The following is a 22,598-nucleotide window of genomic DNA, read 5'->3' as shown; positions in this document are numbered from 1 at the left end:
TCCTCGCTCATTGCTGAATGACGCCTTGCATCTCGGCCGCGGCCCAGCTGGCGCAGCCGATTGCACAATAGTAAAGTACCTACCGGCAAGCCACCAGTCGACTCCGGTTCCCTCGCGAGGCGAGATCATACGCCATGGGCAACTACCCGCTCCCGGTTGGTACTCATTGGCCAGAAGCCACGATATTCACCATTGGGCATTCGACCCTGCCGATCCATCAGTTCATCGCCAGTTTGAAAACCTACGGCATCAAACGGCTCGTCGATATCCGCACCATACCTCGCTCGCGCCGCAATCCACAGTTCGAGAGCTCGGCGCTGGCCAACAGCCTCCGCTCGGATGGCATCGAATACGTGCATCTTTCGGGCTTGGGAGGTCTCAGGCATCCGCGCAAGGGCTCGCCCAACACAGGTTGGCGCAATGAAAGCTTTCGCGGCTACGCCGACTACATGCAAACGCAGGCGTTTGAGAATGAGCTTGAAACGCTCATTAACTTGAGCCGCGAGAGCAGGCTTGCGATCATGTGCGCCGAGGCCGTTCCCTGGCGCTGCCACCGTTCGCTGGTGTCTGACGCGCTGATCGCGCGCGGCATCACCGTGATCGATATACTGACAGAGAGCAGCTATCGACCCCACAAGCTCACAGCGTTCGCACACGTGAACGGCACGCAGATAACCTATCCGCCTGATCAGCCGAAACTACTATAACGATGCCGAACTTGCGTCCGTCTTGATGACGCTTTCGCGTCTACTTATCGATCTTGGTCAGCGCCGAGCCCTTGTGCATGGCGATATGATCGGTCTTGTCGCTCTTGATCTCGTATTGCGGCTCGTCGCGGCTCGCATGATGGGTGTATCCCTTGTAATCCACGTCTTGGGTGTGGGTCCTGATGATTCTGCCGCTCACTCTCCCGGCCTCGGAGTTCCAGCTTACGTGATCTCCCACTTTGAAGCGGTATGGCATCGACGTTCTTTTCTCCCGCTTGAGGCCAATATTCCGGCCTGGAGTCCGCCGCCGGGCAGTTCCCGCGCGACTTCACGACGGTTCTATCAACCCTCGAGGAACGCAGGTAACAGGTCCTCCTCGACGATGACGTGGGCGGCTTCCGGCGTCAGATCGCTGCCGACCAGGTCCAGACGTGTTGCGGCATCGAACAGCATGGCTCGCACGTCGTCTGGCGAGAGCACGCCCTTTGCGAGAAGCTTGCGCACCAGGGCCTGCAGAATGAGAACGTCGATTTGGCCGTGTGCCAGCGGCGATGCCCTTTCGATCATGGTGGTCTCCCGTGTCATTTCGGAGCGCAATTGATAGCGAGCCAAGCCCTACGGCTATGTTGCCTGAAGATCGTCGTGCAGCTGCTCGAGCATCCGGCGCAAGCCGTGCATCTGATCCACCAGATGCAGGATGACGTCGACGCCCTCGTCGTTGACGCCGAGATCGGCTTTCAGGTCGCGGATAAAATGCGCCCGCGCGACGTCCATGTCAGAGAAGTTCGCGCCGGCGGAGGTCTGCTCTGGAATCAGCCACCGCTGCTCGAGCCAGAGATCCAGCGTCTGCACCTGGAGGCCCGCACTGCTCAAGAACTGCTGCTTGTTCATGATCATGATCCGCTATCCGCGCGCGGGTTGAACGCCTTCCCTTTGTCCCAGTTGGCAACGAATGCCTCGAGTTCGGGATCCGGAGGTTTCGGTAAAACCACCTTGAGCCTGACGAACTGATCGCCGTGGCCGCCGCCGCGGTGGGGCGCGCCCTTGCCTTTCAAGCGCAGGGTCGTACCGGTGTTCGATCCCTTCGGTACGGCCATGGTCACGTCGCCGGTCGGCGTCGGAACGCGAATCCGCCCGCCCAGCACGGCCTCGGAAAGAGAGATCGGCAATTCCAGAGAGATGTCGTCGCCCTCGCGCGTGAAGCGACGGTCGGGTACGACCTCCACCTCGATCAGGGCATCCCCGGCGCCGCCCTTGCCGGTACCGGGCGCTCCCTTGCCTCGCAAACGGAGGATTTGCCCATCGACCAGGCCGGGCGGAATAGTCACGTCAAGGATGCCACCATCCGGCAGTGTCAGACGCTTGTTCGCACCCGCAATCGATTCGGCAAAATCGATCGGCAGCTGGTAGTGCAAATCCCGCCCGCGCCGGTTCGCGCGCGCCCGTTCACTACGCCTCAGCAAATCCGCGAAAGCGTCGTCCGAATCCATGAAATCGGCGTAGCCGGAATCGTCGGTGTAAGGATGGCCGTGATCCGACGTCGCGAAATCCCGATAGAAATGCTGCTGCGGTCGTTCGGCACCCGTCGCGTCGATCTCGCCATCGTCGAAACGTTTGCGCTTCGCGGCATCGCCGAGCAGATCATAGGCGCCGGCGACTTCCTTGAATTTCTCCTCGGCCGCCTTGTCACCGGGATTGAGATCGGGATGCAGCTTTTTCGCCAGTTTTCGGTATGCCTTCTGGATGTCGGCTGAAGAAGCCGTCGTGGCAACGCCGAGAACCTCGTACGGATTTCTCACGACCTACTCCGCAAGAACGTTGATGCGCCCGGAATCATGAGGGCTCAAAACAGAAAACTTTGCAACACCCTTCACGGCGCACCAACCCGTTCGTCGTCGACCGCCATGACGCAACCTCGCCGAATTCGGGCGGCCGCCGATGCAGGTTCGCTTCAGGCGAGACGGCCTGCGTGACGGCCGCTCAGTTCGATTGATCCGGAACGCCCGCTACGAACGCCTACGCCGCGTTCGCGCTAGGACGTATGCCCAGGGTCCAGATATTTCGGCATGTTCTTTTCCTGCTGCGGCGTCATTCTGGCGGTATCCGGCTTGCCCGGAACACCCCTGGGGCCAAGCAGGGCTCGCGCCATATCGTCTTCGCTCAAGCGCGGCTTTCCATCGTCGAGCTGTCCGTTGCCGCCGTGACTTGGTTCCATGTCTGGTCTCCTGCGAGTGGACTCCTCAAAGGTGCCGTGCCCGCCGGGAGAAATCCGGCGGAGCACGGACCTCGCGTCTAACGCTGCTCCGGTCTTCTCTCTTCTTCGCCGCCGGGACGGCCGCCGGCAGGCGGGCCATGCGTCGGAGGGGCGCCCATTTGTACTCTCGGCTCCGGTCGCATCGACGGCTCGGGTCGCATCGACGGCTCCGGTCTTGCCATCGGCTCGGGCTTCGGCTCCGCCCGACGGATCTCTTCGGGCCTCCTTTCCTCCATCGCCGGCCGGCTCTCCCGAACGGCTGGGCTCGTCGTTGCCTCGGGCGCCGCCCTCGGTTCAACTCTCGTCTCGGGAACAGGGGCCGCGCGCCTTTCTTCGACCGGAGGCCTGGTCTCCCGAGCCGGATCGCGCATCGGCGGCTCCTTCTCCTGGAGCGCTTTGCGGGGAGACTCCGCTGGCCCGGGCTCTGGCCGCTTCAACTCTTCGCGCGCCGGCCGTGCACCATTTGCGGGTACGACTTCGCCGACGGGCCGCGCCCGAACGACACCCGGCCCCCGCATGTCGCCGGGACGCGCCGTTGCGCCGACTGCCGGCACCCCGCCGTTGGCCTTCTTGAAGAGTTTCGGATCCTGGCTTGCCACCTCGACGTGCTTGCGCTGCAGAGGTGTCGGCGCGAAGTGCGGCTGTTTGGCAATGGCCCTGTCGGCAGCGGTCGGTCGCGCCTCTGTGCCGCCCCTGCCGCCATTGTAGCTGATGTTGTTGATCGTTTGATTTACGACGACATTCTTCTCGTAGACGTTCCGGATCGTCGTGCCCTGCAGGTTGTTGACGGCGCGGTTGTAAGCGAACACGCCATGGTCCCAGCGCCCACCCTCATAGCCTGCGCCGGTATAGCCGAAACCATAATTGACGCCGCCATAGAAGCCGACGCGCTCGCCCCAATAACCTGGATGGAAAATGTAGGCGCCTGCCAACCATCCCCAGTAGCCTGGGGTCCACAGCAAGCCCGGTCGCGGCGGCTGAGCCCAGGTACCGGGGACCCAATAGTAGTCGCCCTGGTCTTCGTCCCAGGACCAATAGCCCGGTGACCAGAGATAGCCAGGACCGGGCACCGGCGGCTGCTCATAGATCGGCAACGGCGGCGGCGGCGTCTCAACGGCGGTGATGGGTGCGCAGGCCGCCTCCTGCGCGACCGCGGGCGAAACGGCCACGCAAGGCACACAAAACAGCGTCGCGGCAAGCGCTACGCAAGACACAGTCACAGGAAGGCGAATTGACACTGCAGAACCTCTCGGCATGCGAACCTCAATGAGAAAGCCCACTTCGAGTGTCAGGCACGGATCGCGTGACAAAACATCGAACGATGGGCGACATCGTAAGCGAGGCGCCGTCCGGGATCCGGACAGCGCCTTTGCAACCTGGCTACCGCCCCGGCCGGAGTTCCAATTTCTCCAGGCCCCCAGCGATGCTGACGCCGGTCTCGCCCTCCACGCTCAACGGCTGCAATGCGATGGAATTGTTCGAACCGCCGAGCAGCACGTTGCCGCCAACGCCGACAATGGCTGCGGCACTGGCGTCGACACCGACGTAATTACCGGCAATATCGCCTCGCCCGGGCTGTGCGACTGGCGAAAAGACGCCCCAGGCGAGCGCGGTATTCTCGGTGAAGCCGAGGTCGAGACCCACCTTCTGGATGACGGCGGTGTAGTAATCTTCCGGGATCCCGTTGATGCGCAACACGCATCCGAGATTGGTCACCGATCCCACGATGAAGCCAATGCTGGCGCCTCCGCGGCACTCGAGCACACCAGCCTGCACCCGTTGTGGAGGTTGCTGCGCGTCGGCAGCGCCGACACACGCGGTGAGCATGGTCGCGGCAATAGCGGCAAGGACAGTCGAACGACGCATTAGGAAACTCCCGATTGAGAAATGAATGGCATGTCGTGGGTGGGGGGGTGGATCGAGATCGGCGCTGCGAAGCCCACATTTTCGACGCGCTCGATCAGACGAATTCGAATTGTCTGCGGCAGGGACGGCTATATCTTCAGGTCACCCCCCGGATGTTCATTCGGCTACAATGAGGTCGAACGGCGCCACCACGCCCGTGTGTCGCGGCCGCAATTCGATCCGATGACTTCCGCGCGCGAACGCTACTTTGCGCGAAATTTGATGGCGGCATGCGTACCGTCGCAGAACGGTTTGTTGTTGGACGCACCACAACGGCACAGTGTCACACGATCGCGCACCTCATATTCTTCGCCATCCGCCGAAATAAGAGCGATTCCGCCCCGCAACCAGATGGGACCGCTGCAGGCTTCCGATGGATCCTCAATCAGTCCGATCGAAGGCCCCAGTTCGGGTTCGAGTGCAGCCCCGGCATCCTTGTCCCACACCACCAGCCGTCCCGACGGGCAATTCTGGACCTGTCGAATGAACGTCGCGCGCACTTCGGGATCGTCAGTACGCGCAACCTGGCTCCACACCTGGCCGTTCGGGTCGCAGAACCGCGCGAACGCGCACAAGCTCTCGACGTCGAGCAGTGCGAGCGAAGGACCGTCGAATACTTTCGCCCGATCGCGGTATGACGCGCGATCCGCAACCTCGGTACCGTCAAAGCCGACCCTTGTGTGAGAGCCGTCGCAATACGGCTTCTTGTTTGAATGCCCGCAGCGGCACAGCGCGAACTTCGGCGCGGGCGGCGGCAGCTCCTTCTCGATCCAGTCCTCCGAAGATCCATCGGAGCCGGTCGCGATGATCTGCTCGGAAAGCTTCACGCCGCCCGTTATCACGTAGGGGCCGTCCTTGGTGACGATCACACGCACATTGCTGTCCGATTTTTTCAATGACCCACCTCTCCTGGTATCAGCGGCAGGATATCGCGCCACATCCGGGTCTCACGTCGCGACGCCTCGGCATTCGCGCAAGGAACCCCGGACGTGGCGCAACATCAGGTCGTGGAGACGTCACGCCGATTTCTTCTTGTCGTCGTCGATCTCGGTGAATTCGGCATCGACGACATTCTCGTTGCCCGACGGCGCGGTGCCGGGCGAATGCTGCGACTGCGCGTAGACCGCCTCTCCGAGCTTGACCGACGCCTGTTGCAGAGTGTTCGACTTCACCGTGATCAGCGCCGCATCGTTGCCTTTCAGAGCCTCGCGAAGGTCGGCCATGGCGTTCTCGATCGCTCGACGGTCGGCATCCGACAGCTTGGAGCCGTGCTCTTTCACCGTCGTCTCGGTCGAGTGCAACAGCGCCTCGGCGTGATTCTTCGCCTCGACAGCTTCCTTGCGCTTTTTGTCTTCGGCCGCGTGCGCCTCCGCGTCCTTGACCATCTTTTCGATGTCGGCCTCCGAGAGCCCGCCGGATGCCTGAATCTGGATGCGCTGTTCCTTGCCGGTCCCCTTGTCCTTTGCCGAGACGTTAACGATGCCGTTGGCGTCGATATCGAACGTCACCTCGATCTGCGGAGTACCCCGCGGCGCCGGCGGAATACCCATCAGGTCGAACTGGCCGAGCAGCTTGTTGTCGGCTGCCATTTCGCGTTCGCCCTGAAATACGCGAATGGTAACCGCATTCTGGTTATCCTCCGCTGTCGAGAACACCTGGCTCTTCTTCGCCGGCACCGTGGTGTTTCGTTCAATAAGGCGCGTGAACACACCGCCCAGCGTTTCGAGGCCGAGCGACAACGGCGTGACGTCGAGCAGCAGCACGTCCTTGACGTCGCCCTGAAGCACGCCGGCCTGGATCGCCGCGCCGATCGCAACCACCTCGTCGGGATTGACGCCCTTGTGCGGCTCCTTGCCGAAGATCTTCTGCACGACCTCCTGGATCTTCGGCATCCTGGTCATGCCGCCGACCAACACCACTTCGTTGATGTCTTTCGCCGTGAGCCCCGCGTCCTTGAGCGCGTTGAGACACGGCTCGATGGTCTTCTGCACGAGATCCTCGACCAGCGATTCGAACTTCGCGCGCGTAAGCTTGACCACGAGATGTTTCGGCCCGCTCGCATCCGCCGTAATGAACGGCAGATTGATCTCGGTCTGCGTGGTCGAGGACAATTCGATCTTGGCCTTTTCCGCGGCCTCCTTCAGGCGCTGCAAGGCCAGGTTGTCGTTCCGCAGGTTGATGCCCTGCTCCCTCTGGAATTCATCGGCGAGATAGTTCACGAGACGCATGTCGAAGTCTTCGCCGCCGAGGAACGTATCTCCGTTGGTGGCTTTGACCTCGAATACACCGTCGCCGATATCCAGGATCGAGACGTCGAACGTTCCGCCGCCGAGATCGTAGACCGCAATCTTGCTCTGCTTCTTCTTCTCGAGCCCGTAAGCGAGCGCGGCCGCGGTCGGCTCGTTGATAATGCGCAGGACCTCCAGACCGGCGATCTTGCCGGCGTCCTTGGTCGCCTGACGTTGCGCATCGTTGAAATAGGCGGGAACGGTAATCACCGCCTGCGTCACCTTCTCGCCGAGACTTGCCTCGGCCGTTTCCTTCATCTTCTGCAGGATGAACGCCGATATCTGCGATGGCGAATAGGTTTTTCCGTCGGCTTCGACCCAGGCGTCGCCATTCGACGCCTTGACGATCTTGTAGGGGACGAGACTCTTGTCCTTTTCGACCATGGGGTCGTCGTAGCGACGGCCGATCAGGCGCTTCACGGCAAAGATGGTGTTGGTGGGATTGGTCACGGCCTGCCGTCTGGCCGGCTGTCCGACCAGCCGCTCACCATCGCTCGTGAATGCAACGACCGAAGGCGTGGTGCGCATGCCCTCGGCATTCTCGATGATCCGAGCGTTCTTGCCGTCCATGATCGCGACGCAGGAGTTCGTCGTTCCCAAATCAATTCCGATGACTTTACCCATTACGGTACTCCCTCGTTCTGATTTATCGCTGGGTATTCTGCCAACACTTCACGCACTGCGACAGAATTGGTTCCCGCTACAAGCTGGCGCTCGGCGATTTTGCGTACACAAGGACAACAGGACTCTCCAATTATGTTCGATAAGTATTCCGGCCGACGCGCTGCGATCGACCGCCGCGCTACCTGTCTGGATTGCTGTCCGGAGAGCTTTCAATCTTGCGCGGTGGTGCTTGTCCGGAAGGCAATGGCGAGCCAGGCGACGGGCCGCACTGAACCGGAATTTTCCTGCTGATTTCGTTGTCCTTGCATTTCGGCAGCGTTACCGCCGCGAATAGTGAATACGAGAAAGACAGTGGAGACACTGATGTCTCGTCCTCGTTCACCCCCGGTAGATCGGCGCTAATCCGCAACTCCTGATCTGTCTCGCTCACGTCGATGCCGGGCATCATGGGACCGTGCTGCGAACCGACCGGCATCGAACCGCTAAACTTGTCGTGGAACACATCGAACAAGCGGTTCATCTCTCGATGAAGCGAGAGGAACGGATGAGAATCCCGCGCTACCATTTCCTGCTACCCACCTCCGACGCCCAGCAACAATCGTTAGCAGCCCAGCAACAATCGTTAGCAACAGACGTGCCATCCTGGGCGCGAAGCAAAATCAACAGCTTAAGATTTGAATTTGCTGCGTCATGGACAGTTTGTCCGACCCATTCGGGACAAACTGTCTGCCGCTGAATAGCCGCCCGGGGGGCGTGTCGTCTCCAAGGAAGGACGACGTCGAGATCGCCTGGATCGACATCAATTCATTCGATCGTGGGCGAGCGGCAGCGCATGTCGCGAGTGCGATGCCGACACGCCGACAGACAAACTTCTGTCCAAACTTCCGTCATTGACTATCCCGTGAAACGATCACACGATAAGGGGCATCTGCAGAGTACCGTTCGCCTTTTCGGCCAGCGTTACGGCGGGCGAATATCGAATGATGGATGTCATCGCTCCGTCATCGGCCGACGGCGCGAATGCGTGACATGTAGCGGCCTTCATCTACCGCATTGTTGCCTTGAGGTGTCACGATGAACATAGAAAAATACACCGATCGTACGCGGGGCTTCATCCAGTCGGCGCAATCGCTCGCGACGCGTGAAGGCCACCAGCAATTTTCCACGCTCCATATCCTGAAGGTGCTGCTGGACGACAGCGAAGGACTCGCCGGAGGCCTGATCGACCGCGCCGGCGGGAATTCCCGCGCCATCCTTAAAGCCACCGAGGATGCCCTGGCCAAGCTGCCGAAAGTGACCGGCGCCGGTTCGGGGCAGATCTATCTCGCGCCCGAGACCGCGCGCGCCTTCGCCGCGGCGGAGCAAGCCGCCGAAAAGGCCGGCGACAGCTTCGTTGCCGTCGAGCGCCTGTTGCTGGCGCTCGCGACCGACAAGGACAGCGAGGCGGGCAAGCTTCTCGCCAAGGGCGGCGTCACCCCACAGAACCTCAACGCAGCCATCAACGCGCTGCGCAAGGGCCGCACGGCCGACAGCGCTTCGGCCGAAAACGCCTATGACGCGCTGAAGAAATATTCGCGCGACCTCACGCAGGCCGCGCGCGAGGGCAAGCTCGATCCCGTGATCGGGCGCGACGAGGAAATCCGCCGCACCATCCAGGTACTCTCCCGCCGTACCAAGAACAATCCCGTGCTGATCGGCGAGCCCGGCGTCGGCAAGACCGCGATCGTCGAGGGCCTGGCGCTTCGGATCCTCAATGGCGACGTTCCGGAAAGCCTGAAAGACAAGAAGCTCCTGTCGCTCGACCTCGGCGCGCTGATTGCGGGCGCCAAATATCGCGGCGAGTTCGAGGAACGGCTGAAGGCGGTGTTGCAGGAGGTCACGAGCGCCGATGGCGGCATCATCCTGTTCATCGACGAAATGCACACGCTGATCGGTGCCGGCAAGACCGACGGCGCGATGGATGCATCCAACCTGTTGAAGCCGGCGCTGGCACGCGGTGAATTGCATTGCATCGGCGCCACCACGCTCGATGAATACCGCAAGCATGTTGAAAAGGACGCCGCCCTGGCGCGGCGTTTCCAGCCGGTGTTCGTGTCCGAGCCTACCGTCGAGGACACGATTTCGATCCTGCGCGGCCTGAAGGAGAAATACGAACTCCATCACGGCGTCCGCATCACCGACTCGGCGCTGGTTGCTGCGGCGATGTTGTCGAACCGCTACATCACCGACCGCTTCCTGCCTGACAAGGCCATCGATCTGGTCGACGAGGCGGCGGCACGGCTGAAGATGCAGGTCGATTCCAAGCCGGAAGAGCTGGATTCGCTCGACCGCGAGATCATCCGCCTCAAGATCGAACAGGAAGCACTCAAGAAGGAAACCGACCGCGGTTCCAAGACCCGCCTGCGGACCCTCGAGAAGGACCTGGTCGACCTGGAAAAGAAGTCGGCCGACCTGACGTCGAAATGGCGGGCGGAAAAGAGCAAGCTTTCCGATGCGCAGAAGATGAAGAGCGAGCTCGAGCAGCTTCGCACCGAACTCGCCAATGCCCAGCGCAAGGGCGAATTCCAGCGCGCGGGCGAGCTCGCCTATGGCCGCATTCCGGAGCTCGAGAAGAAGCTCGCGACCGTCGAGGCCAGCGAGAATTCATCGATCAGCGAAGCGGTGACCGCCGACAATATAGCGCAGGTGGTGTCGCGCTGGACCGGCGTTCCCGTCGACAGGATGCTCGAAGGCGAGAAGGACAAGCTGCTGCGGATGGAGGACATGCTCGGAAAGCGCGTCGTCGGCCAGGCCGAAGCTGTGCGTGCGGTGGCGACCGCGGTGCGCCGCTCGCGCGCCGGCCTGCAGGACCCGAACCGCCCGATGGGCTCGTTCATGTTCTTAGGCCCGACCGGCGTCGGCAAGACCGAACTTGCCAAGGCGCTGGCCGAATATCTGTTCAACGACGAGACCGCGATGGTCCGCATCGACATGTCCGAATTCATGGAAAAGCATTCGGTTGCGCGGCTGATCGGCGCACCGCCCGGCTATGTCGGTTATGACGAGGGCGGCGCCCTCACAGAGGCGGTGCGGCGGCGGCCCTATCAGGTGGTACTGTTTGATGAAATCGAGAAAGCGCATCCGGACGTGTTTAACGTCCTGCTGCAGGTGCTGGATGATGGACGTCTCACCGACGGCCAGGGCCGCACCGTCGATTTCCGCAATACGCTGATCATCATGACGTCAAATATCGGGGCGGAATATCTTGTCAACCAGCCGGAGGGCGAGGATACCAGCGCGGTGCGCGAGCAGGTGATGGCGCTGGTGCGTGCGCACTTCCGTCCGGAGTTCCTGAACCGCGTCGATGAAATCATCCTCTTTCACCGTTTGCAGAAGAGCGAGATGGGTCGGATCGTCGAGATCCAGTTCGCGCGTCTTCAAAAGCTCTTGGAGGATCGCAAGATCGAGCTGTCGCTCGACTCGAAGGCGCGGGACTGGCTGGCGGCCAAGGGCTGGGATCCCGCCTATGGCGCGCGTCCGCTCAAGCGTGTGATCCAGCGCAACGTGCAGGATCCGCTGGCCGAGATGATTCTCGCCGGCGACGTGCGTGACGGTTCATCGGTGAAGATCTCCGCGACCAAAGGCGGGCTCACTTTCAATGGCAAACGGCCGTTGACGACGGATGCAGAGGAGTTCGAAGCGGTTTGAGAAACCTCGGGACGCCGCAGGCGCATGCATGGGTTCAACGAAGGAGAAAGCCATGGTGAAGAACAAGATCGAAGCAGGAATGGAGGTCATCGGGGCCGATGGCGTCCATGTCGGCACAGTTGATCGCGTCGTCGGCGACCGCATCGAGCTCCAAAGGCGCGACAGCGGCGATGGGACGCACAAGCGGCATCATCACTACATCGAACTCGGCTTCGTGGCGGGCGTGGAGGGCCGAGAGGTCCGTCTTTCCGCCAATGCGGCAATTGCGGTGACCCTCGAAGAGGAACAATCCGGCCGGCCCGTCGATCTGGGATAAAAGACTACATAGTGGTACCGGCTGGGTCGGGCAATTCCGGCCCCGACCCGCGATGAGGAGCGAAGTGTGTCGTCCACAAATCCGCAGCCGGTCGTTGCACAGCTCACGCGTGCCGCCATCTTTCTGGTCGTCACCATCAAGCCCGAGCCGGAATGTGATGACATCGTGCGGGCCTTGTGCGGCGATCTGGCCGCCCTTTTACGTGCGGTCGGTTTCCGTGACCTCGAGGGCCGGCTGTCATGCGTCATGGGGTTTGGCTCCGACGCATGGGACCGGATTTTCGGAGAGCCGCGGCCGAAGGACCTGCATCCGTTCCGCGAGATCCACGGCCGGCATCACGCCGTCGCGACGCCGGGTGACATCCTCTTTCATATCCGCTCCGCGCGCATGGATCTGTGCTTCGAACTGGCGACACAGATCATGTCGCGACTCGGCAACGCCGTCTCCACCACCGATGAAGTGCACGGCTTCAACTATTTCGACGATCGCGACCTGATCGGCTTCGTCGACGGGACGGAGAATCCGGTGGAAGCGGCCGCGGTCAAGGCCACCATCATCGGCGAGGAGGATGCCACGTTTGCCGGCGGCAGCTACGTCATCGTGCAAAAGTACCTTCATGACCTGAAGCGATGGAACGAGCTGCCGGTCGAACAACAGGAGGGGATCGTCGGCCGAACCAAATTGTCCGATATCGAGCTGGATGATGCCGTGAAACCAACCTCGGCACACAACGCCTTGACGACGATCGTGGAGAACGGAGAGCAACTGGAGATCGTGCGCGACAACATGCCGTTCGGCGATGCCGGCAAGGGAGAGTTCGGCACCTATTTCATCGGTTACGCCAGATCCCCGCACAGGATCGAACAGATGCTCGAGAACATGTTCGTCGGCCGGCCGCCGGGCAACTATGACCGCCTGCTCGACTTCAGCCGCGCCGTGACCGGCACGCTGTTTTTTGTGCCGTCGGCGACATTCCTGGAGGATGTTGCGACGTCGCAAGCGGCGCCATCGGCCGCGGAGCCGGCCTCGGACGCGCGCAAGAATGATGACGCACCCAAACCGCAAATGCCGCCGTCCGATGGCTCGCTCGGTATCGGCTCACTGAAAGGAGAGATTGGACATGAATAATCTTCATCGGGGACTCGCCCCCATCTCCACCGCGGCATGGGCCCAGATCGAAGAGGAGGCCTCCCGAACCATCAAGCGTCATTTGGCGGCACGGCGCGTCGTCGATGTGGAAGGCCCGAAGGGCGTGGATTTCGCGGCCGTCGGTACCGGTCATCAGCGACGGATCCAGACACCCGGCGACGGGATCGAAGCGGCGCAACGCGAGACACGGGCGCTCGTCGAATTGCGCATTCCGTTTGAACTCACGCGCGATGCGATCGACGATGTGGAACGCGGCGCAAACGATTCGGATTGGGCGCCGCTGAAGGACGCGGCGCGCAAGATCGCCTTTGCCGAGGATCGCGCGGTCTTCGACGGGTACGCCGCCGCCGGGATTCAGGGCATCCGTCAAGGCACCAGCAATCCGGTGTTGACGTTACCCTCCAACGTCAAGGGTTATCCAGGCGTGGTCGCACAGGCGGTGAGTCAATTGCGGCTGGCGGGCGTCAATGGACCCTACACGCTGTTGTTGGGCACGGAGCCGTATACCGCGATCGGCGGAGCGACCGACGACGGCTATCCGGTCCTGCAACATATCCAGCGTCTGGTGGACGGAAAGATCATCTGGGCGCCGGCGATCGAGGGAGGCGTCGTGCTCACCACCCGTGGCGGGGATTTTGACCTGACCATCGGCCAGGACATCTCCATCGGCTATCAAAGCCATTCCGAGACGATCGTCCGCCTCTACTTTCAGGAGACCATCACCTTTCTCATGCTGACGACCGAGGCGTCTGTGGCGCTGGCACCGGCAACGAAGAAGTCCGCCTAGAACATCCGCGCGGATGCCGGCGCCGGGCACCTCGTCAATTTCGAACCGGAAGAGGAGGTATCTTGATGCAAGAGTACGATCTCTACCTTAATCCGCAAAAGTCGTCCGTTGGCCTCTATGTGCACAAAGGAGCGGGTCTTCCCGATCTGGTCGATTCCAAGGAATGGGTGTTCGATGGCACCGCGTCGCAAGCGGACTTGCCACCGGACCTTGTGAAGAAAATCAAGGCTAACGGTCACGCCTTCCGCGACATGGATTGAGCACGGATCGCCTGAACGCCCTACGCAGACTTCTGGCTTGAGCTACGTCGCGCGGAATCGCCCCTGGAGCGTTGCGGTTCGGCGTGGGCCGGGGCTCCGACACAATTTTGGCGTGACCCAATCATTCGGCGCGACGACAGGTTTGGCGCAATGGCCGGGCGCGGCATGGTGTCGGGCGCGGCAGCTTCAAACTGAACGCGCCGGCACCGGCGAACTTTGTCTGGAGCCGGTTTACGGCCGGGTGCAACATCGGTAACCTCCCGTCCGGATCGATGTGACTTGGAGAGTAGCCATGCCGCCCAAGGATCCCATCAACTGGATGCTTTCCGATGCAATCGAGACGCTCGCGCGGGCCGAGCGCCTGCATCAGCGATTCCTGAATCTGCAGCCGCTCACGGGAAAGCGCGAGCCGGTCTGGGAACCGCCCATCGACGTGATTGAGACAGACGACGAGATTCTCATCCTGATCGCGTTGCCGGGAGTCGATCCCCATGAAGTCGAGGCACTGCTCGACAAGGGAGCGCTGGTGATCAGTGGACGCCGCACATTGCCCGCGGAACTCCGCAATGCCCGCATTCTGCGCCTCGAACTGCCGCAGGGCCGGTTCGAGCGCCGCATCCCGTTGCCAACAGGACGCTACACCATCACCCGCTTCGCTGCTCACGGCTGCGTCGGGTTACGGCTAGGAAAATCCAGCTGAGGAGTTCGGCATGTCCTCTTCCGATGTATCAAGCTCAGCGCCGGTATCGTCATCCGATCCTTCGCCCCCGATTCCGGGAGATGCTCTCATCATTGTCCCGGTACGCCACACCGTGCTGTTTCCGGACGTCATCATGCCGATTACCATAGCGCGACCGAAATCTGTTGCCGCTGCACAGCAAGCGGTGCGCGAACAGCGGCAGATCGGCATCCTGCTTCAGCGCGATCCGGAGTTGAGCGACCCCGGCCCCGACGATCTCTACCGCGTCGGCACCGTCGCCAATATCGTTCGCTACCTCACTGGACCCGACGAAAGCCATCACCTCGTCTGCCAGGGCGTGCAACGCATGCGCGTGCTCGACTACATCCCGGGTACGCCGTTTCTGACGGCTCGTGTTCTGCAGATACCGGAGCCCACGACCAAATCGCCGGAGATCGAGGCGCGCTTTCTGAATTTACAACGGCAGGCCCTTGAGGCCGCGCAGCTGCTGCCGCAGGTGCCGCCGGAATTGATCGCGGCGCTGCAGGGCACGACCTCGCCCGCAACCCTGGCCGATCTTGCGACCTCCTACATGGACATCAAGCCGCAGGAAAAGCAGGAAATCCTCGAGACGATTGATCTTGCGCTGCGGATGGACAAGGTTTCGCGCCATCTCGCCGAGCGCATCGAGGTGCTGCGGCTCAGTCAGGAGATTGGACTGCAGACCAAGGCCACCTTCGACGAGCGTCAACGCGAGGCGATCCTTCGCGAGCAGATGGCAACCATCCAGCGCCAGCTTGGGGAAGGCGACGGGAAGGCGCAGGAGGTGGCGGAACTGAACGAAGCAATCATCAAGGCCAAAATGCCGCCGGAGGCCGAAGGCCAGGCGCGCAAGGAACTTCGCCGCTATGAACGGATGCCCGAGGCCGCTGCGGAAGCCGGCATGGCCCGAAGCTACCTCGACTGGCTGATCGAGCTGCCCTGGAGCCTGCCGGAAGAAAAGCCGATCGACATTGCAGAGGCGCGACGAATTCTCGACGAGGACCACTACGGCCTGGAAAAGATCAAAAGCCGGATCATCGAATATCTGGCTGTGAGGAAGCTGTCACCGAGCGGCAAGGCACCCATCCTCTGCTTCGTCGGACCACCCGGCGTCGGCAAGACCTCCCTGGGACAGTCCATCGCACGCGCGATGGCGCGACCGTTCGTCCGGGTCAGCCTCGGCGGCGTTCATGACGAGGCGGAGATCCGCGGTCATCGCCGTACCTATATCGGCGCGCTCCCGGGCAACATCATTCAGGCGATCAAGAAGGCCGGGGCACGCAATTGCGTGATGATGCTCGACGAGATCGACAAGATGGGACGCGGAATTCAGGGCGATCCCTCTGCCGCGATGCTCGAAGTACTCGACCCCGAGCAGAATGCGACGTTCCGCGACAACTATCTCGGCGTGCCGTTCGACCTCTCGCGCGTCGTATTCATCGCTACCGCAAACATGCTCGACAGTGTTCCTGGTCCGCTGCTGGACCGGATGGAGATCATAAGTCTCCCAGGATACACTGAGGACGAGAAGCTCGAGATCGCGCGGCGCTATCTGGTTCGCCGCCAGCTCGAGGCCAACGGGCTGAAGCCCGGACAGGCCGAGATCGATCCGGATGCTCTCAGATTGATCATCCGAAGCTATACCCGCGAGGCCGGCGTTCGCAATCTCGAGCGCGAAATCGGCAAGGTCTTCCGCAACGTCGCAGTCCAGATCGCGGAAGGCAGCGCGAGCCGTGTGGTTATCACTGCAGACGACATCGCGCCGCTGCTTGGTCAGCCACGGTTCGAGAATGAAATTGCCATGCGCACGAGCGTTCCCGGAGTTGCAACCGGGCTCGCCTGGACGCCGGTCGGCGGCGACATTCTCTTTATCGAAGCGTCGCGCACACCCGGCAAAGGCGTGCTGATCCTCACCGGCCAGCTTGGCGAGGTGATGCGCGAGAGCGTGCAGGCCGCGCTGACCCTGGTGAAGAGCCGGGCATCTCAGCTCGGCATCGATGCGGCCATCTTCGAGAAGAGCGACATCCACGTCCACGTCCCGGCGGGAGCGACGCCGAAGGACGGCCCGAGCGCAGGTGTCGCGATGTTTACCGCCCTCACCTCGCTGCTCACGGATCGCACGGTCCGAAGCGACACCGCCATGACCGGCGAGATTTCGCTGCGGGGCCTGGTGCTTCCGGTTGGTGGCATCAAGGAGAAAGTGGTCGCAGCCGCCGCCGCAGGCTTGACCCGCGTCATGCTGCCCGCAAGGAACCGACGCGATTTCGATGAAATCCCGGCCGGCGCCCGCAACAAACTGGAATTCATCTGGCTCGAACGGGTGGACGACGCAATCGCCGCGGCTCTCGAGGGTGGCGCCAGGACAACCCCCGCAGCCGCGGAGTGATTGTCGGCATCCTTCAAAAGGTCCGCTGTTGTTTTTCGAGTAACTGGCGGAGAGGGAGGGATTCGAACCCCCGATAGGCTTGCACCTATGCCGCATTTCGAGTGCGGTGCATTCGACCACTCTGCCACCTCTCCAGGCGCCATTTGGGGTGATTCCTCACCCACGGTCGGGGCGAGTTCTAGGCGAGGATGGCAGGCCAGACAAGGCGCGGCGCCAAGAATTCCGAGGGGCCGGAGGCCCGAAACCGGAGCCCGGAATGGTGTATTTGACGATTTCGAGCCAACAATCCGGCGTTCGAGGTCGCGCGAACCCCGACCGCGCGGCAGGCGAGATGGCGGCGTTGTTCACGCGCATCGGCTTGGCTTGGGCGGATTTGCAAAGGCAGGAAAAGGTGGGGCCGCCAGACGCGACAAAACACTGACGGCCCCGTGCCGCTTCATCGAAATTCTGGCCGGGAAGTGCGGCTTCGCCGGTCAGAGGGGAGCGACCAGATGACGGTAGCAACGCGAGCGGAAACGGCAACGCGATCCCGGTTTTAACCTAACCAGTCAACCTTACCGGGCGCGAGGGAACCATCACAGACTCGTCATTCCGCGTAAGCACCAGATCTCAACGGTGCAATTGCACCGCGGGGAATCTCAAGGTTCTCCAATGTGCAATTGCATATCGCAGTTCGATGCGTTGCATCGCCCCGGAATGACCGCTCTGAATTTGCGCGAATGCTAATCCTTGCTCTTTTTCGCCTTCTTCTCGTCCCTGCCGTTGTCCTTCCGCCGGTTGGTAAAGCGTGCATTGCCGAGCCCGGTGCCGATGGTCAGCACGCCCCAGCGCTCGACATCCTGCATGAACGGAACCTCGGAAAGTCCCTGCGTCACGCCATCATTGTGCATCAGCACGGCGGTGTCGTGATCGCCGATCTCGGGGATCGCGTCCACCAGACTCGCCGGCAGGTTGAATTTGCTGCTCTCCCAATTGCCCGGCAGATTCTGCGCGCCCTTCTCGATCGAGCCGTCCTCGTTGATGACGCCGGGACAGGCGATGCCGATGAACGGCGCGAGCTTCAGGCCTTCTTCCCCGGACGCCGCGATCAGATCCTTCAGCATCTTGACCAGCCGCTTCACCGCGCCCTCGCGCGTCGGCTCGTCGTCGGCGTGCCGCCACAGTTCGGACTTCCACACCGAGGCCTTGGAAAGATCGGGCGCCTTCTTCCAGCACGTCTCGACCACCCCGCAGCGGATGTTGGTGCCGCCGATGTCGACGGCGAGAATGCTGTCATGGGCTTCGAAGATCCAGGACGGCGCCAGATGCAGCGTGCCGATCAGGCCGGCATCATCGGGATGAAAACGGATCGGCACCAGGTCGACCTTGAAGTCTTCAGCCTTGAGGATGATGTCGGTGCGGGCAATGGCGAGTTCGCCGACCCGGCTCTGGCGAAAGCCGCCGCCGACCACGATGCGTTCGGTATCGGCCCAGGCCTTGGTCTTGAGGAATTTCCCGGTCACATGGGCCAGTTCCTGCGCGAATTCCTCGATCGCGCCGTGCACCAATGCCGAAGCGTGGATATCGTCGCCGACCAGCGCCGCGTCGAGATCGCTCTTGGCGATCTCCCCGGCGGATTTTTTCCCTAAGGGATCGTCACCGTTTTTCTTCAACGGTTTGCGCAAGCCGTCCAGAATCTCGCGAAACGCGCCCTTGCTGGCGCGGTCGCCGAGAAAGCCGTCGTCGTCCTTCAGTTCGATATTGAAGCTGTCGACCTCCACCGACGGCAGCCGGGTGGCACCGTGACGGGCGATACCCGTGGTCGTGATGATGTCTTCTGCCATGTTTTCCCTGCCCTGCCGGATTTCGCGGGGACAACGGGTGGGGAACCCTTTGGTTTCAGGGGGCGAATGGTGAACGGCGAAGGGCGAAGGGGGGCGGGGCCTGCCCTATTCGCCATCCGCCACTCGCTATCAACCCCGTTTCGGCCCAAATCCTTCATTTTTGGCCGCTTTTCGGGTCCGTTTTCCTTGACTCATGGCTTTCAGCGGCTATAAGTCCCCGCATCCGGCGCGGGATTTCTCGCGCCGCTTGTTTTTGCGCGATTTTGAGGGGTTCGCCCCCGACCCGCGCGAAAATCGTACCCATAACGACTGACCAAAAAGCCGACCCGGACAAACCCTTTGAAGGGATATGCCCGAGGCCGGGATCGAACACGAAGGAATAAAACGATGTTCGCAGTCATCAAAACCGGCGGCCGGCAATACCGCGTCGTTCCGAATGATGTACTCGAGATAGGCAAGATCGCCGGCGATGTCGGCACGATCGTGCAGCTTGGCGAAGTTCTGGTGGTCGGCGGTGACACGCCGGTGCTGGGCGTCCCGACGGTTGTGGGTGCTTCGGTTGCGGCCGAAGTGCTGGACCACAAGCGCGGCCCGAAGGTGATCGCGTTCAAGAAGCGCCGCCGCAAGAATTCACGCCGCAAGCGCGGTTATCGCGACGAGATCACGGTGCTTCGCATCACCGAGATCCTGACCGACAACGCCAAGCCTTCGATCGGCCCGCGGCCGAAGAGGGAAAAGGTTGTCGCTCCCGCCGCTGAAGGCGACGAGGCACCGAAGAAGAAGGCGCCCGCCAAAAAGGCCGTCGCCAAGAAGGCGGTGGCGAAGAAGGCTCCGGCCAAGAAGGCCGCCGCGAAAAAGTGATCGAAACGCTTCAAGAAATTGAAGCGTGATAAAAAGTGAAATGATTCCGTCAAGGAATTGATCTAGAACTTAAAGCGAAGTCGGAGACGGGCCATGGCTCACAAAAAAGCAGGCGGTTCATCGCGGAACGGACGTGATTCAGCGGGCAAGCGCCTTGGAATCAAGGCCTATGGCGGCGAGCACGTGATTCCCGGCAACATCATCGCGCGTCAGCGCGGCACCACCTGGCATCCCGGCCTTAATGTCGGCATGGGCACTGACCATACTCTGTTCGCCAAGGTTGAAGGTCACGTCGAGTTTCGCGCAAAAGGCAATGGTCGCACTTTCGTATCGGTGGTTCCGATGGCGGAGGCGGCCGAATAGACGGTGGACATACTTGAGTCCGCCGGGTCCTGTTGAACCGGCGGAGTCAAAATGGGCTCCAAGGGGGAGGCGGGAAACCGGCCTCCCTTTTTTATTGCGCGTGTGCCGTCAGGACACACGCAATAACCCAAGAGCTGCCTTCAAGGAGCCCTCCAATGTTGCAGGACATCCCCACCCCGGCCTTGCGTGAGGCACGTAGCTGCGTCCTCGATACCGAACGGCTGGCGCTGCGCCGGCCCACTCTCGCGGACGTAAAAGCGATTGCGCATCTCGCCAACGATCGCCGCATTGCCGAAAATACCCGCCGGTTGCCGCACCCCTATCTGCAGGATCATGCCGTCGAATTCGTGCGCGCGATGGCTGCCGATCGCCGCGAGACTGTGTTCCTGATCGAGCACACGCATTCGCCGATCGGCATGGTCGGCATCGACTGGCGTGAACAGGACGCGCCCGAACTCGGCTATTGGCTGGGTGTCGAGCATTGGGGCCGTGGTTTCGGCACCGAGGCCGCACGCGCGGTGATCGATTTCTTCTTCGAGGAATTCGATGCCGAGCACCTGGTCTCGGGCGCGCGGGTCGCCAACCCGTCCTCGCGCAACATCCTGGAGAAATGCGGCTTCCAGTGGAGCGGCGTCGAGCTGCACCGCTTCGAGGCGCTGGGATGCTCGACCCCGGTCGACCGCTTCCGGCTGTCGCGCAGCGTGTGGGCGTCGCTGAAGAACTGGGGAAGTTCGACGCGGCGGGACCGGTAGTTCCGTCGTCATTGCGACGTTTCACACCGGCGGACTGACCACCGCTGCCTGGCGTCCCAGCTTCTGCTCGCGCAGGAAGATGTAGAGCCCGGCGCCGATGATGATGGCGGCCCCGATGATGGTCGCGGGCGACGGCACGTCGCCCCACACCACGAAACCGAAGATCACCGCCCACACGATCATCGAATATTGATAGGGCACGACGACGCTGGCCGGCGCCAGTTTCAGCGAGCGGTTGACGCATAGCAGCGCGCCTACCGAAATCAGCCCGGCGGTGGCGAACAGGCCGAGGCTGCCGAGCGACGGCGTGACCCAGCCGATCGGCGACAGCAGCGCACCGAGCAGGAACGTGCCGGCGAACTGCGACGACGCCAGCACGATATCCGGGGTCGCCCGCAGCGAGCGCGTGATCAGCATCAGGAATGCGAACGATATACTGCCGCCGAGCGCGATCATCGCGGGCCAGCTCACGGTCTGCGCGGACGGACGCATCGCAATCAGCACGCCGCAGAACCCGATCAGGATCGCGGTCCAGCGCCGCCAGCCGACGTGCTCGCCGAGTACGATTCCCGACAGCGCGGTGACGAAAATCGGCGACGCCAGGTAGTAGGTGATGACGTCGGCGAGCGGCAGATAGACGGTGGCGAGAAAGAACGCGGCGACCTCGAGCGTGGAAAGCGTCACGCGGAGCAGTTGCAGCCACGGCCGCTCGAGGCGGGTGAATTCGGCGCGTTGCTTCCAGATCATCGGCAACAGCACCAATAGCGCGGCGCAGGCCCGCAGCCACAGCAACTGCCCGACCGAATAGGTCGCGACCATGAATTTGCCGAGCGCATCGCCGAACGAGAACATGAAGATCGACAGCAGCATCAGCCCGATGCCGGCCAGCCGCGCCGAACGCTCGTCATAGGTCGATAATTTGGCGAACAGACTCATGCGAAGCCTTAAAGACGGTGACGCCCGGGATGTCCATAGCGGCACACCGCAGGGCCCCAGACACAAAATCGCGAAAACAACCCCATGCAAAGTAGGATGGGGCGCGCGCGAGCCGGTCGAATTGTACCAATTGTCGCAGGCGCGGCGCTGCGATACCGGTAGACCGGCAACAAAGAAACGTCCCGAGAGGAAACCCTGATATGACCGACTTCGATCCCGCCCAACATCGCATGGTGAGTGAGCAGCGCTGGTTCGAAGATTTTGTGCTCGGCGAGCGCTTCGTGATCCCGAGCCGGACCCAGACGTCGGCGGTATTCGCGGCATTCCAGACCGCGAGCGGCGACACCCACCCGATCCATTACGATGTCGAATATTGCCGCACCCGCGGCATGCCGGATCTGCTCGCGCACGGTTTCCAGACCCTGGCGCATACCGCGCCGGGCGCCGGGCTGTTTCCCTACATCGTCGAGGAATCGCTGGTCGGATTTCTCGAACAATCGAGCAGGTTCCTGAAGCCGGTCTATGCCGGTGACACCATCTATCCCGCACTCGAAGTGATCGAACTGGTGCCCGGCCGCAGCACCGGCGTGGTGACACTGCGCTCGACCGTGTTCAACCAGCGCAAGGAGCTGGTGCTGCAAGGGATGCAGAAGTTTCTGGTTCGAAGGCGGCCTGCCCAATAATGACGCATGGCTGAAGGTGACGCCGCCGCCCGGTCATCGATCCAGGGGGCGCATCCGGCATTTGGCAGTTCGGCATCCGTTCAACCGACGCGACCA

At 61.9% G+C, this 22,598-nt stretch carries 25 protein-coding genes and 1 tRNA gene; 13 read left to right on the top strand and 13 right to left on the bottom strand.

What is annotated here, in order from left to right:
• Nucleotides 1–134 precede the first annotated feature (134 nt).
• A complete protein-coding gene (locus FFI89_RS02545) occupies nucleotides 135–707 on the top strand; it encodes a DUF488 family protein (RefSeq protein ID WP_138832607.1) in 573 nt (190 codons plus the stop codon).
• Between the two features lie 40 nt (nucleotides 708–747).
• Here the strand turns inward: FFI89_RS02545 and FFI89_RS02540 are convergent, their stop codons facing one another.
• The 10 genes from FFI89_RS02540 to FFI89_RS02495 all read right to left on the bottom strand — a co-directional run bounded on the left by FFI89_RS02540 (nucleotide 748) and on the right by FFI89_RS02495 (nucleotide 8,289).
• Entirely contained in the window at nucleotides 748–963 is a 216-nt protein-coding gene (locus FFI89_RS02540) for a DUF2945 domain-containing protein (protein WP_138832605.1), read from the bottom strand.
• A gap of 86 nt (nucleotides 964–1,049) precedes the next feature.
• Nucleotides 1,050–1,274: a hypothetical protein gene (locus FFI89_RS02535; RefSeq protein WP_138832603.1), complete on the bottom strand. Its 225-nt coding sequence runs from the start codon at nucleotides 1,272–1,274 to the stop codon at nucleotides 1,050–1,052.
• Between the two features lie 54 nt (nucleotides 1,275–1,328).
• Nucleotides 1,329–1,598: a chaperone modulator CbpM gene (locus FFI89_RS02530; protein ID WP_138836037.1), complete on the bottom strand. Its 270-nt coding sequence runs from the start codon at nucleotides 1,596–1,598 to the stop codon at nucleotides 1,329–1,331.
• A gap of 2 nt (nucleotides 1,599–1,600) precedes the next feature.
• A complete protein-coding gene (locus FFI89_RS02525) occupies nucleotides 1,601–2,506 on the bottom strand; it encodes a DnaJ C-terminal domain-containing protein (protein ID WP_138832601.1) in 906 nt (301 codons plus the stop codon).
• A 233-nt stretch (nucleotides 2,507–2,739) separates the two neighbouring features.
• Nucleotides 2,740–2,922, bottom strand: a complete 183-nt coding sequence (locus FFI89_RS02520; RefSeq protein WP_138832599.1) for a hypothetical protein — start codon at nucleotides 2,920–2,922, stop codon at nucleotides 2,740–2,742.
• Nucleotides 2,923–2,999: 77 nt separating this feature from the next.
• Nucleotides 3,000–4,130: a YXWGXW repeat-containing protein gene (locus FFI89_RS02515; RefSeq protein WP_168212755.1), complete on the bottom strand. Its 1,131-nt coding sequence runs from the start codon at nucleotides 4,128–4,130 to the stop codon at nucleotides 3,000–3,002.
• A 211-nt stretch (nucleotides 4,131–4,341) separates the two neighbouring features.
• On the bottom strand, nucleotides 4,342–4,827 hold the full coding sequence (locus FFI89_RS02510; protein ID WP_138832595.1) for a DUF992 domain-containing protein: 486 nt from the start codon (nucleotides 4,825–4,827) through the stop codon (nucleotides 4,342–4,344).
• 242 nt (nucleotides 4,828–5,069) lie between these two features.
• A complete protein-coding gene (locus FFI89_RS02505; protein ID WP_210249067.1) occupies nucleotides 5,070–5,762 on the bottom strand; it encodes a CDGSH iron-sulfur domain-containing protein in 693 nt (230 codons plus the stop codon).
• Nucleotides 5,763–5,882: 120 nt separating this feature from the next.
• Nucleotides 5,883–7,778 carry a molecular chaperone DnaK gene (dnaK, locus tag FFI89_RS02500; protein WP_138832593.1) on the bottom strand — a complete coding sequence of 632 codons (1,896 nt, stop codon included), beginning with the start codon at nucleotides 7,776–7,778 and terminating at the stop codon, nucleotides 5,883–5,885.
• A 178-nt stretch (nucleotides 7,779–7,956) separates the two neighbouring features.
• Nucleotides 7,957–8,289 carry a hypothetical protein gene (locus FFI89_RS02495; RefSeq protein WP_138832591.1) on the bottom strand — a complete coding sequence of 111 codons (333 nt, stop codon included), beginning with the start codon at nucleotides 8,287–8,289 and terminating at the stop codon, nucleotides 7,957–7,959.
• 563 nt (nucleotides 8,290–8,852) lie between these two features.
• Between FFI89_RS02495 and clpB the strand changes: the two genes are divergently transcribed.
• The 7 genes from clpB to lon all read left to right on the top strand — a co-directional run bounded on the left by clpB (nucleotide 8,853) and on the right by lon (nucleotide 17,084).
• Nucleotides 8,853–11,465 carry an ATP-dependent chaperone ClpB gene (gene clpB / locus FFI89_RS02490; RefSeq protein WP_144596275.1) on the top strand — a complete coding sequence of 871 codons (2,613 nt, stop codon included), beginning with the start codon at nucleotides 8,853–8,855 and terminating at the stop codon, nucleotides 11,463–11,465.
• 52 nt (nucleotides 11,466–11,517) lie between these two features.
• Entirely contained in the window at nucleotides 11,518–11,781 is a 264-nt protein-coding gene (locus tag FFI89_RS02485) for a DUF2171 domain-containing protein (RefSeq protein WP_138832587.1), read from the top strand.
• Nucleotides 11,782–11,847: 66 nt separating this feature from the next.
• Nucleotides 11,848–12,909: a Dyp-type peroxidase gene (locus FFI89_RS02480; protein ID WP_138832585.1), complete on the top strand. Its 1,062-nt coding sequence runs from the start codon at nucleotides 11,848–11,850 to the stop codon at nucleotides 12,907–12,909.
• On the top strand, nucleotides 12,902–13,717 hold the full coding sequence (locus FFI89_RS02475; RefSeq protein WP_138836033.1) for a family 1 encapsulin nanocompartment shell protein: 816 nt from the start codon (nucleotides 12,902–12,904) through the stop codon (nucleotides 13,715–13,717). Before FFI89_RS02480 ends, FFI89_RS02475 begins: the two co-directional genes overlap by 8 nt.
• A 65-nt stretch (nucleotides 13,718–13,782) precedes the next feature.
• Nucleotides 13,783–13,977: a hypothetical protein gene (locus tag FFI89_RS02470; protein ID WP_138832583.1), complete on the top strand. Its 195-nt coding sequence runs from the start codon at nucleotides 13,783–13,785 to the stop codon at nucleotides 13,975–13,977.
• Nucleotides 13,978–14,269: 292 nt separating this feature from the next.
• Nucleotides 14,270–14,677 (top strand): Hsp20/alpha crystallin family protein, encoded by a 408-nt coding sequence (locus tag FFI89_RS02465; RefSeq protein ID WP_138832581.1) that lies wholly within the window; start codon nucleotides 14,270–14,272, stop codon nucleotides 14,675–14,677.
• A 10-nt stretch (nucleotides 14,678–14,687) separates the two neighbouring features.
• The gene (lon, locus tag FFI89_RS02460; RefSeq protein WP_138832579.1) at nucleotides 14,688–17,084 is read left to right on the top strand and encodes an endopeptidase La; all 2,397 of its coding nucleotides are present in this window, start codon (nucleotides 14,688–14,690) and stop codon (nucleotides 17,082–17,084) included.
• A 44-nt stretch (nucleotides 17,085–17,128) separates the two neighbouring features.
• Here lon and FFI89_RS02455 read toward each other — a convergent pair.
• Nucleotides 17,129–17,218: transfer RNA gene (locus FFI89_RS02455), tRNA-Ser, on the bottom strand.
• 122 nt (nucleotides 17,219–17,340) lie between these two features.
• Between FFI89_RS02455 and FFI89_RS34205 the strand changes: the two genes are divergently transcribed.
• Nucleotides 17,341–17,505: a hypothetical protein gene (locus FFI89_RS34205; protein ID WP_168212754.1), complete on the top strand. Its 165-nt coding sequence runs from the start codon at nucleotides 17,341–17,343 to the stop codon at nucleotides 17,503–17,505.
• Between the two features lie 301 nt (nucleotides 17,506–17,806).
• Here FFI89_RS34205 and FFI89_RS02450 read toward each other — a convergent pair whose 3' ends face one another.
• Nucleotides 17,807–18,907 (bottom strand): ROK family protein, encoded by a 1,101-nt coding sequence (locus FFI89_RS02450; protein ID WP_138832577.1) that lies wholly within the window; start codon nucleotides 18,905–18,907, stop codon nucleotides 17,807–17,809.
• Between the two features lie 387 nt (nucleotides 18,908–19,294).
• Here FFI89_RS02450 and rplU point away from each other — a divergent pair, with 387 nt between their 5' ends.
• The 3 genes from rplU to FFI89_RS02435 all read left to right on the top strand — a co-directional run bounded on the left by rplU (nucleotide 19,295) and on the right by FFI89_RS02435 (nucleotide 20,883).
• Nucleotides 19,295–19,768 (top strand): 50S ribosomal protein L21, encoded by a 474-nt coding sequence (gene rplU / locus FFI89_RS02445; RefSeq protein WP_138832575.1) that lies wholly within the window; start codon nucleotides 19,295–19,297, stop codon nucleotides 19,766–19,768.
• Between the two features lie 93 nt (nucleotides 19,769–19,861).
• Nucleotides 19,862–20,131, top strand: a complete 270-nt coding sequence (gene rpmA / locus FFI89_RS02440; protein WP_138832573.1) for a 50S ribosomal protein L27 — start codon at nucleotides 19,862–19,864, stop codon at nucleotides 20,129–20,131.
• 155 nt (nucleotides 20,132–20,286) lie between these two features.
• Nucleotides 20,287–20,883 (top strand): GNAT family N-acetyltransferase, encoded by a 597-nt coding sequence (locus FFI89_RS02435; RefSeq protein WP_138832571.1) that lies wholly within the window; start codon nucleotides 20,287–20,289, stop codon nucleotides 20,881–20,883.
• Nucleotides 20,884–20,904: 21 nt separating this feature from the next.
• Here FFI89_RS02435 and FFI89_RS02430 read toward each other — a convergent pair whose 3' ends face one another.
• The gene (locus tag FFI89_RS02430) at nucleotides 20,905–21,819 is read right to left on the bottom strand and encodes a DMT family transporter (protein ID WP_138832569.1); all 915 of its coding nucleotides are present in this window, start codon (nucleotides 21,817–21,819) and stop codon (nucleotides 20,905–20,907) included.
• Between the two features lie 200 nt (nucleotides 21,820–22,019).
• Between FFI89_RS02430 and FFI89_RS02425 the strand changes: the two genes are divergently transcribed.
• A complete protein-coding gene (locus FFI89_RS02425) occupies nucleotides 22,020–22,502 on the top strand; it encodes a MaoC family dehydratase (protein WP_138832567.1) in 483 nt (160 codons plus the stop codon).
• Nucleotides 22,503–22,598: the final 96 nt, after the last annotated feature.

The sequence above is a fragment of the Bradyrhizobium sp. KBS0727 genome, assembly GCF_005937885.2.
GTDB lineage: Bacteria > Pseudomonadota > Alphaproteobacteria > Rhizobiales > Xanthobacteraceae > Bradyrhizobium.
This window is presented reverse-complemented; position numbering and strand designations above follow the sequence as displayed.